Here is a 7,698-nt window from a genome sequence, read left to right on the forward strand (position 1 = left end):
CATCTCCGGTCTTAAGTTGAGAAAAGCTGCAGGAATCAATTTCTTTTGGAGGCCAGTTGCTATGACTAGTCAGGCAAGGATCCCTTTGTGGATAGTGGCTGTGGTTGTCGGTTTGGGTGTAGTCACGGTGGTTGGGCTTTTCTTCTATGGCTCCTATACCGGTCTTGGGGCCCCCGTGTAGTTTAGGGAAGTAGAGGAGCGCGAGGGGCAGTAATCCACGCAACCCCTCGCTCTGTTTCGTTTTAGGGTACGCTTGACACTCCGCTGACTTTAAGTCGGGGGATTCTTACGCAGTCCACAAGCGGACTTGTAAAAGCACTGTCAAGACGCCTCTACACAGTTCCCTAGGGCAAAGCCCCAAGGTTCAGCTTACTTTGCGGAGCAACGCTTCCACGCTATGCACTGGTCGGGTTCGCAGTAGGTGCTTGCTAAGGCCTCCGGCCCGCTGGGGCAAAGGGAGAGCAACTCAAGTTGCTTGCAGGCTTCTCCACCCTCCACTTTAGTGCGGGGCTACCAAGCTATCCCCCTGTGTAGCTCCGGATCGACAAAGCCCCGCAGTGGCTGGGCATACTCCGAGTCGCTCAGGCCCTTGGCCTGCAGCAGCACCCCAAAGCTCCCCAACCCCAGCGGATCCAGCAGAGCGTGAAGGGCATGTCGCCGTCGCAACACCTGGCCCAGATCCCCCCCCTCGTCGCCAACTTGGCTGAGGTCGGCTAGCCTTTTCGCCAATCCCAGGTTTACCAAAAAGTAGCTCTGCTGGGTGAAGCCCAGGCACTTGAGCCCCAGAGATTCCCCCACCTGCTGCAAGGTGGTAAAGTCCACATGGGCAGTGAGATCTTGGGATCCCACCCAGACATAGGGATCCGCGTAGGTGCCATGTTGGCGGTAGGCCAGGAGCGTGCCCTGGAAGCGCTGGGGGCTGTAGTAGCGCTGGGCGGTGTAGCCGTAGTCAAAGGTGAGCACATAGCCCCGTCGCAGCTTGCGGGCCAAAAGCTGGAGCCACTCTAGGGCCTTGAGATTGACCTCGGTTTGGTAGCCGGAGGGGTAAGTGGCAATCGGGATCCCCAGGCGGGCAAAGTAGGTTTCCAGCGCGGGTGTAGAGGGAGCCCCCAACACTTCTCGGAAGCCCCCCTCTTCCCCCTCTGCCCAATCCACGTAGATTTCCCGCAAGGCCCCTGCCTGCACCTGTACCCGATGGACTGGGAAGGCGTCCACCAGCTCATTGGAAAAAAAGCAGCCGGTTACCGATCCATCTGGGATCTCGTCCCACTCTAGCCAGCGCACCTTCTCGCCATAGCCGGCCAAGCGCTCTTGCTGCAGCCGCCGCAAAAAAGCAGAGCGCTCGAGGATCCCGTACTCCAGGGCTTGCCAGAAGTCAGGCCAAGTGGAGCCCACATAGGCCAGCCAATCTTCAGCCAGGCGGCCGCTGCCCGCCCCCATCTCAATCACCGCAAAATGGGGGGGGGATCCCAAAATGTGCCAGAACTGGAAGATCTGCTCAGCCAACAGTTGGGCAAAATCCGCCGCCAAGTGGGGGGAGGTGCGATAGTCATAGCCGAGGGGGAGATGCTCCCGCTCGTAGTAACCCAGCCCTGGCTCGTAGAGGGCCCACTCCATGAACTGGGCAAAGGTCACTGGTCCCCGGGCGCGAATGCGGCTGCCAATCAGCTCTGGCAACCTTCGGTCGGCCTGCGAGGGCAAAAAGGGCAAACCCGGATTGCCCAAGCCTAAGTCTTGCCTAGAAGGGCTTACCAATGGGGATAGACTCACTTATTCAAGGGACGACGCCAATTTTGGCGGAACTGGCGGTTGGTCAAGAGCAGCAGCGGCCAGAGGGCCGACACCGCCCACTTTCCAGAGCCTGAGTAGATGCGATCTGCCTTGCGGGCTGAGTACCAAACTCCCCCTGCGTAGATTACCAAGAGTAAAAAAGGCCACATCTCTCTCACGTCCTGCGAACGCTGCTCAGCCGGTTGAGGCATCCCCCCTAGTAGGCGTCCTGCAACTCATAGAAGTCAGGCGTGATATAGTCCTTGCGCAGCGGCCACCCAATCCAGTCTTCCGGCATCAAGATCCGCTTCAAGTTGGGGTGTCCCTCGAAGATGATGCCGTACATGTCATAAGTCTCCCGCTCCTGCCAGTCCGCCGACTTCCAGATCCAGTACACCGAAGGCACCCGCGGATCTTGGCGGGGCAGCTTCACCTGGATCCGCACCTCCTGCGGCCGATCTGCCCCGTCCACCAGCTTGATCAGGTGATAGAGGCTGACCAGAGGTTGCCCCGCCCCCAGGTCGTAGCCGCACTGGCACTCCAGGTAATTGAAGCCATAGGCATAGAGGGCAGTACACACAGGCAAGAGAAAGTCCCGCTCCACCTCCAACAGCTCCACTCCGGCGGCATCTCTACCCAGGTACTGATGGTCAAAGCCATTATCGGCGAGGAACTGGGAGACCGGCCCCCGCTCCAGCGTCGCCAATGGTTCTGTCGGCTCGGCTGTCGAGGACGGCTTTTCCTGGGCTTTGTCCTCTGTCATCTCACATTCCTCCCTGCAGCGCTTTGAGCTGTTGCTCTGCTCGCTTGAAGTCGGCCGTTTGCAGTGCCGGTGGCACCGGTAGGCCAATAGCAGCGGCCAACTCCGGCGGCGGGGCTTGGCGAGTTTCGCTCTCCAAGTACTTGCCAGTGATGATCTCTGGCACCGGCTTGAGGTTGTGCTTGACGGTGTAGTAGCGGTGAGTTTGCTGCAGGCGGCCCCGCTCCCGCATATCCTCGGCGGCGATCTTCTTGCGCAGCTTGACGATGGCATCCATGATCGCCTCCGGTCGCGGCGGGCAGCCGGGAATGTACACGTCCACGGGGATTAGCTTGTCTACCCCCCGCACCGCCGTGTAGGAATCGGAGCTGAACATGCCGCCGCTAATGGTACAGGCCCCCATGGCGATCACGTACTTCGGCTCGGCCATCTGTTGGTAGAGCTTGACCAGCGCCGGCGCCATCTTCATGGTTACGGTGCCTGCCGTGATGATCAAATCGGCCGTGCGCGGCGAAGAACGAGGCAACAGGCCAAAGCGGTCGAAATCGAAGCGGGAGCCCAGCATGGCTGCAAACTCGATGAAGCAGCAAGCAGTGCCGTAGAGGAGCGGCCAGAGGCTGGACATCTTCGCCCAGTTGTACAGGTCGTTAACCGTGGTGAGAACAACGTTGTTCGAGAGGTCTGTGGTAACTTGCGGGGCAGACGCCGGAAACAAGACTTCCGGCTCCTTAGAGGTCATGACCATTCCAGCGCTCCTTTTCTCCAAGCGTACACAAGGCCCACCACAAGGATGGCGATGAAAATCAGGGCCTCCACAAAGGCCAGCAGTCCCAAGCGATGAAAGGCCACCGCCCAGGGATAGAGGAACACAGTCTCCACGTCGAAGATCACGAAGACCAAGGCGAACATGTAGTAGCGGATGTTGAACTGGATCCAGGCCTGGCCAAACGGCTCCATCCCCGACTCATAGGTGCTGCGGCGCAGGGATCCCCGCCGCTTTGGGGCTAAGAGCGCAGAAGCTCCCAGAGCCAAGACCGGCAGCAGGGCACAGACGATCAGAAAAACCAGCAAATACTCGTAGCCGGATAAGACAAACACGACGCCAGACCGCCTCCGGTGCTCAACATTTAGATACGTTTTCAGTATAGAGCCAGTCTGGAGCCTCCTGGCGCTGCCCAATCTTTAGTTCTGCTGATGGTCTCGATTGCAGGAGTGGCGTTTCTCCAGCCAACCCCACACCCCGCTCAGCAGGGCTCCAGCCATCAGGATCCCCAGCGCTGGCTGGAACAGAGGCAACCACAGCCGCAGCCAAAGTTTGTAGCCCAGCGGGATCCCAATGAAAGCTCCCGTTACCGAGAAGACAAACCAGACAAAGCCGGCAAACACCAGAAAGACTAGGGCAATGAGAAAATGATCCAGCCAGCGCTTCCAGTCTGAGACGGTCATAGGGATCAAGCCAGAACAAGTTGAGCCTCTCAGATCCTACTACTGGAAACTCTGCCCTCTTCCCTCCAACTCAGCATAAACACTATCCCCCACCTCTCACGGGGGTTGACTTGTCAATATATAGTGGTAGAAATTTAGTTGTACACAACCTGTAGTGTTAAGCCGATGTCCACCTCCTCTGATTCCTCCTTTGCTGCCCGTTTGCGACAGGTGATCGGCAATGAGGCCATTTATGCGTTTGGGCGGCGGGCCGGCATTAGCGATACAGCCTTGCGCAGTTACCTCAAGGGATCCGTGCCCGGCATCGACAAGGCAGTGAAAATTGCCCAGGTGGGGGGGGTGAGTCTCAGTTGGCTGATTACGGGGGAGGGATCCCCTGGCGACGCCAAAACGGAGTATGTATACGTGCCTCTGGTGGATGTGGTTGCCTCGGCAGGGGCCGGGGCGCTGGTGCGGGAAGAGTCCATCGAGTCGGTGCTAGCTTTTGAGCGTAACTGGCTGCGGGCCCATCTGAAGGGGAACCCGGATGGGCTCAGCTTGATTCGGGTGCAAGGGAACAGCATGTCTCCCACCTTGGAAGATGGCGACTGGATCTTTGTCGAGCGGCAAGAAGAGCTGGGGGAGGAGGGCATCTACGTCTTTCAGAGGGATGGCGAGCTGTGGGTCAAACGGTTGCACCGCCTGTCGGGATCCCGAGTAAAAGTTATCAGTGACAACCCACGCTTTCCGTCTTTTGTGGTCGATTGTGCGGATCCCGTCAATGGCCTGACCCTTATAGGGCGCTACCGGGGCCGTCTTAGCTTCGACTAGGCTCTTGCCAAGGATGGCGGGAAGTGGCAGCCTGAGCAACCCCTAATCCTCTTGGCGAGCGGTGGTCGCCGGATAGGATCGACTCTAGGCGTTGAGTTGAGCCCGGTTTTCGCTCCTCGCCTACGCCCAGCCAGCCGGAGGTTTGCCTGCGATGCCTCGCCCATCCAAACGTGCAACGGTCTTTCTCAATCTCTCCAGTGGGCTCCTCTTGGTCGGCAGCGGCATCTGGGCGGGAATGGTGCTCCCGCAGCAGCTTCCGACCCAACCACTGCCAGCTCCCCAGCCGCAGGTCAACACGCCGCCTGAACAGCCTGTCCCCACCCCGCCGCCGCTCCTGCCCACCCTGTCCCCACCCCAGGCCAGTCCCGCAGCGGTGAGCCCGACAGCCGATGCAGCTTCACCAAGTGGGAATCCAAATCACGAGGGCCTCACGGAGCTGGAAAGGGAGATTCGAGAACTCCGCCAGCAGGTGATCCAGCTTTTGATCCGAATTGAAGAACTGGAGTCGCGGCTGCAACGGCTGTCTTCCCAAGCAGTGGCCCCTGAGCCGAGGTGGGAATCGGCCACCGCTGCCGAGATCGCCCCGGAGGGAGTGAGCGTCCCCGCCCCCAGCGCAACGCCGACCCCTACCTCTTTTCAGGTGGGAACTCGAACCATCAGCCTGCCGGGCGATCTGCTCTTCGACTTCGACAAGGCCGAGATTCGGCCTGAGGCGGCCTCGCTGCTGGCCCAGGTGGCGAAATCCTTGGAAGCCATGCCCGGCGCCCGCGTTCAAGTGAACGGTCACACCGACAACATTGGATCCCTAAACTACAACCTGGCTCTTTCCCTGCGCCGCGCCAACGCGGTTAAAGACTATTTGATGAAACTCTTGCCGGAAGGCCATCCCATCAGTTGGACAACCTCTGGCTTTGGCCCTACCTTGCCGGTGGCCGACAACAATACAGAGGAAGGGCGACAGCGGAACCGCCGCGTGGATCTCGTCATCGCCCCCTAGTTTCCCCCCAAAAGTTGGGAGTTGGCAGGCTTAAACAGCGCCTTGGTTTAGAATCGAACTGGCCTGCTCCCTGTGGGGGCGAGGGCCCAGGCAAAACTCTGAGCTTTGGGTTTCGATTTTGAACGCAGCAGGGATCCCGTCGGGTGAAAAGCAGACCTTTGCGCTGAGAGTAGACACAACCCTGGATGCTCTCGGCCAGGTTTTGACGTGGTTTGAGTCTTTCCGCAACGCCGGCATCCCGGGCCCCATCTGGTTGGAATGCCAGTTGGCCTTGGCGGAGGGCTTTACCAACGCCGTTCGCCATGCCCACCGCGCTTTGCCTCCCAGTACACCCATTGATATCGAGCTGGTTCTGATGCCCCAGGGGCTGGAGCTGCGCATCTGGGATCAAGGGCAGGAGTTCGACTTGGAGGGCTTTGCCCAAAACCTGGCAGCCAACAGGCTCCCCAACGCCGAGTCTGAGGGAGGACGGGGCATTTTGCTAATGAAGGCTCTCTCCACCCACTTGAGCTACACTCGCCAGGCGGATGGCCGCAACTGCCTGCTAATCAGCAGGCGCTTCGACGATCCCGCCCCTGTCTCCCAATGACCGGCCTAGGCTAACAGGCCAGCGCTCAACTTGCGAATGGCCGAGCTGGCCACATCGCTGTAGCGCAGCTCACCGGCTAAGATTTGGCCCATGCGCCGAGTGGCTCCCGGTCGCTTGACGCCTACCCTGTAGCCTACGCCCGGAAAGCGGTAGAACAGCGCCGCGATCCGCTTGGCCCAACGCATCTCTGAGCCCCACTCCTGCTGCACGCGGGCGGAGTAGGTCGCCAGGGCTTCCGTATCTCCTGCCAGGGCTTGGTCGATGGCCTGCGCTGCCAGCATGCCGGTGAGGAGGGAGGGGCGGATCCCTTCGGCGGTAAACGGATCGACGACACAGGCGGCATCTCCCACCAAGAGGGCATTTTGGCTGTGCAGGGGTTGATCCCCCTCCCAGAGACAGATGGGATGGCCAAACTGCCTGACCGATTTCAAGTCCACACCAAAGCTTTGGGCGTACTCGGCGGCGATGTCCCGCAAGTTTTGTTTTTCGCCACCCCGAAAGGTGCCCGCCCCGATCGAGTAGCCATCGGCTTTGGGGAAGTTCCAAATGTAGCCGTTGCTCACGGCGCCAAAGTCGAAGTGGGCGGCTGCGGTTTGCGGCTCTGAGACGGGCACTTCTGCTTCCAGGGCAGCAGCCAGGCGGCGCTGCCGGTGTTGAAAGCCCAGCCACTTGGCCATCGAGCCTTTTGCCCCATCGGCCCCGATCACATACCGACCCCAGACCGGGCCGGTGGCTGTCATCACCTGCCAGCGGTCGCTCTGCCACTCAATACCGGAGACAGGACATTCCGTCTGAAGCGCTGCCCCCTGCTTTTGCGCCTGCTGAATCAAGTAATGGTCGAAGACCTCCCGCCGCACCATCCATACCGGCTCTTTCAGATCCAGGTCAACCACAACCGGATCCCCGCCCCGCCAGGTGTAGCGAATTTGCCGGATCTTCAGCGAAATGGCGGGGCTGAAATCGAAGTCAAACCAGGCCGCCACCATGGGAGAAACGCCGCCGCCACAGGGTTTGTAGCGAGGCCAAGAATCCTTTTCCAAAACCAACACTGAGCGCCCCCGCTTGGCCAGGTGATAGGCGGCCGAGCCGCCGGCAGGGCCAGCGCCGACGATGACACAGTCGTACACTTGGGACATGGCTCTCGATCCGTGAACGACTCCCGACACTCCCCTGCGTTGAGTCAACACAATATGGCTTATGCCACGCTGCGCGAACCGATAGAGTGCGGGCTTCACGCTTCCCAGACTTGTTGGTACAGAGGTCTCAGCGTGCGGCCACCGTGCGACCCACGGCGGGAAACTCTCCAGAGATTGAACTTGTTCTCCT

General features: G+C 59.9%; 11 protein-coding genes. 4 read left to right on the plus strand and 7 right to left on the minus strand.

Translation table 11 applies throughout. The annotated features are described in order from the left end of the window. The first annotated feature begins 61 nt into the window (after window positions 1-61). Window positions 62-181 (plus strand): photosystem II reaction center protein J, encoded by a 120-nt coding sequence (locus NW841_RS06610; RefSeq protein ID WP_011431222.1) that lies wholly within the window; start codon window positions 62-64, stop codon window positions 179-181. A gap of 329 nt (window positions 182-510) precedes the next feature. Here NW841_RS06610 and NW841_RS06615 read toward each other — a convergent pair whose 3' ends face one another. From NW841_RS06615 to NW841_RS06640, 6 genes are all read right to left on the minus strand, one after another. Next, a complete protein-coding gene (locus NW841_RS06615) occupies window positions 511-1,725 on the minus strand; it encodes a class I SAM-dependent methyltransferase (RefSeq protein ID WP_414385911.1) in 1,215 nt (404 codons plus the stop codon). 41 nt (window positions 1,726-1,766) lie between these two features. Next, window positions 1,767-1,940 (minus strand): hypothetical protein, encoded by a 174-nt coding sequence (locus NW841_RS06620; protein ID WP_414364832.1) that lies wholly within the window; start codon window positions 1,938-1,940, stop codon window positions 1,767-1,769. Window positions 1,941-1,987: 47 nt separating this feature from the next. Next, window positions 1,988-2,533, minus strand: coding sequence for an NAD(P)H-quinone oxidoreductase subunit J (locus tag NW841_RS06625; RefSeq protein WP_414364834.1), 546 nt, complete (start codon window positions 2,531-2,533; stop codon window positions 1,988-1,990). Between the two features lies 1 nt (window position 2,534). Beyond that, window positions 2,535-3,275 (minus strand): NADH dehydrogenase subunit K, encoded by a 741-nt coding sequence (locus NW841_RS06630; protein WP_414364836.1) that lies wholly within the window; start codon window positions 3,273-3,275, stop codon window positions 2,535-2,537. Further along, a complete protein-coding gene (ndhC, locus tag NW841_RS06635) occupies window positions 3,266-3,628 on the minus strand; it encodes a photosynthetic/respiratory NAD(P)H-quinone oxidoreductase subunit C (protein ID WP_011430811.1) in 363 nt (120 codons plus the stop codon). The genes NW841_RS06630 and ndhC overlap by 10 nt, the downstream gene beginning before the upstream one ends. An 84-nt stretch (window positions 3,629-3,712) precedes the next feature. Beyond that, complete coding sequence (locus tag NW841_RS06640) at window positions 3,713-3,976, minus strand: hypothetical protein (protein ID WP_414364838.1); 264 nt, start codon at window positions 3,974-3,976, stop codon at window positions 3,713-3,715. Window positions 3,977-4,141: 165 nt separating this feature from the next. Here NW841_RS06640 and NW841_RS06645 point away from each other — a divergent pair, with 165 nt between their 5' ends. The 3 genes from NW841_RS06645 (at window position 4,142) to NW841_RS06655 (ending at window position 6,372) form a co-directional block, all read left to right on the plus strand. Beyond that, complete coding sequence (locus NW841_RS06645) at window positions 4,142-4,786, plus strand: XRE family transcriptional regulator (RefSeq protein WP_414364840.1); 645 nt, start codon at window positions 4,142-4,144, stop codon at window positions 4,784-4,786. Window positions 4,787-4,937: 151 nt separating this feature from the next. Further along, on the plus strand, window positions 4,938-5,783 hold the full coding sequence (locus tag NW841_RS06650; protein ID WP_414385912.1) for an OmpA family protein: 846 nt from the start codon (window positions 4,938-4,940) through the stop codon (window positions 5,781-5,783). A 118-nt stretch (window positions 5,784-5,901) separates the two neighbouring features. After that, on the plus strand, window positions 5,902-6,372 hold the full coding sequence (locus tag NW841_RS06655) for an ATP-binding protein (RefSeq protein WP_414364843.1): 471 nt from the start codon (window positions 5,902-5,904) through the stop codon (window positions 6,370-6,372). Window positions 6,373-6,377: 5 nt separating this feature from the next. Here the strand turns inward: NW841_RS06655 and NW841_RS06660 are convergent, their stop codons facing one another. Further along, a complete protein-coding gene (locus NW841_RS06660; protein WP_414364844.1) occupies window positions 6,378-7,508 on the minus strand; it encodes a geranylgeranyl reductase family protein in 1,131 nt (376 codons plus the stop codon). Window positions 7,509-7,698: the final 190 nt, after the last annotated feature.

The organism is Synechococcus sp. H60.3 (assembly GCF_047462295.1).
Classification (GTDB): domain Bacteria; phylum Cyanobacteriota; class Cyanobacteriia; order Thermostichales; family Thermostichaceae; genus Thermostichus.

Excerpts from the sequence above, each read along its gene's own strand:
- NW841_RS06610 (WP_011431222.1), top strand. The coding sequence starts at position 62 with ATGACTAGTCAGGCAAGGATCCCTTTGTGGATAGTGGCTGTGGTTGTC.
- NW841_RS06620 (WP_414364832.1), bottom strand. The coding sequence starts at position 1,940 with ATGTGGCCTTTTTTACTCTTGGTAATCTACGCAGGGGGAGTTTGGTAC.
- NW841_RS06625 (WP_414364834.1), bottom strand. The coding sequence starts at position 2,533 with ATGACAGAGGACAAAGCCCAGGAAAAGCCGTCCTCGACAGCCGAGCCG.
- NW841_RS06630 (WP_414364836.1), bottom strand. The coding sequence starts at position 3,275 with ATGGTCATGACCTCTAAGGAGCCGGAAGTCTTGTTTCCGGCGTCTGCC.
- NW841_RS06640 (WP_414364838.1), bottom strand. The coding sequence starts at position 3,976 with ATGACCGTCTCAGACTGGAAGCGCTGGCTGGATCATTTTCTCATTGCC.
- NW841_RS06645 (WP_414364840.1), top strand. The coding sequence starts at position 4,142 with ATGTCCACCTCCTCTGATTCCTCCTTTGCTGCCCGTTTGCGACAGGTG.
- NW841_RS06650 (WP_414385912.1), top strand. The coding sequence starts at position 4,938 with ATGCCTCGCCCATCCAAACGTGCAACGGTCTTTCTCAATCTCTCCAGT.
- NW841_RS06660 (WP_414364844.1), bottom strand. The coding sequence starts at position 7,508 with ATGTCCCAAGTGTACGACTGTGTCATCGTCGGCGCTGGCCCTGCCGGC.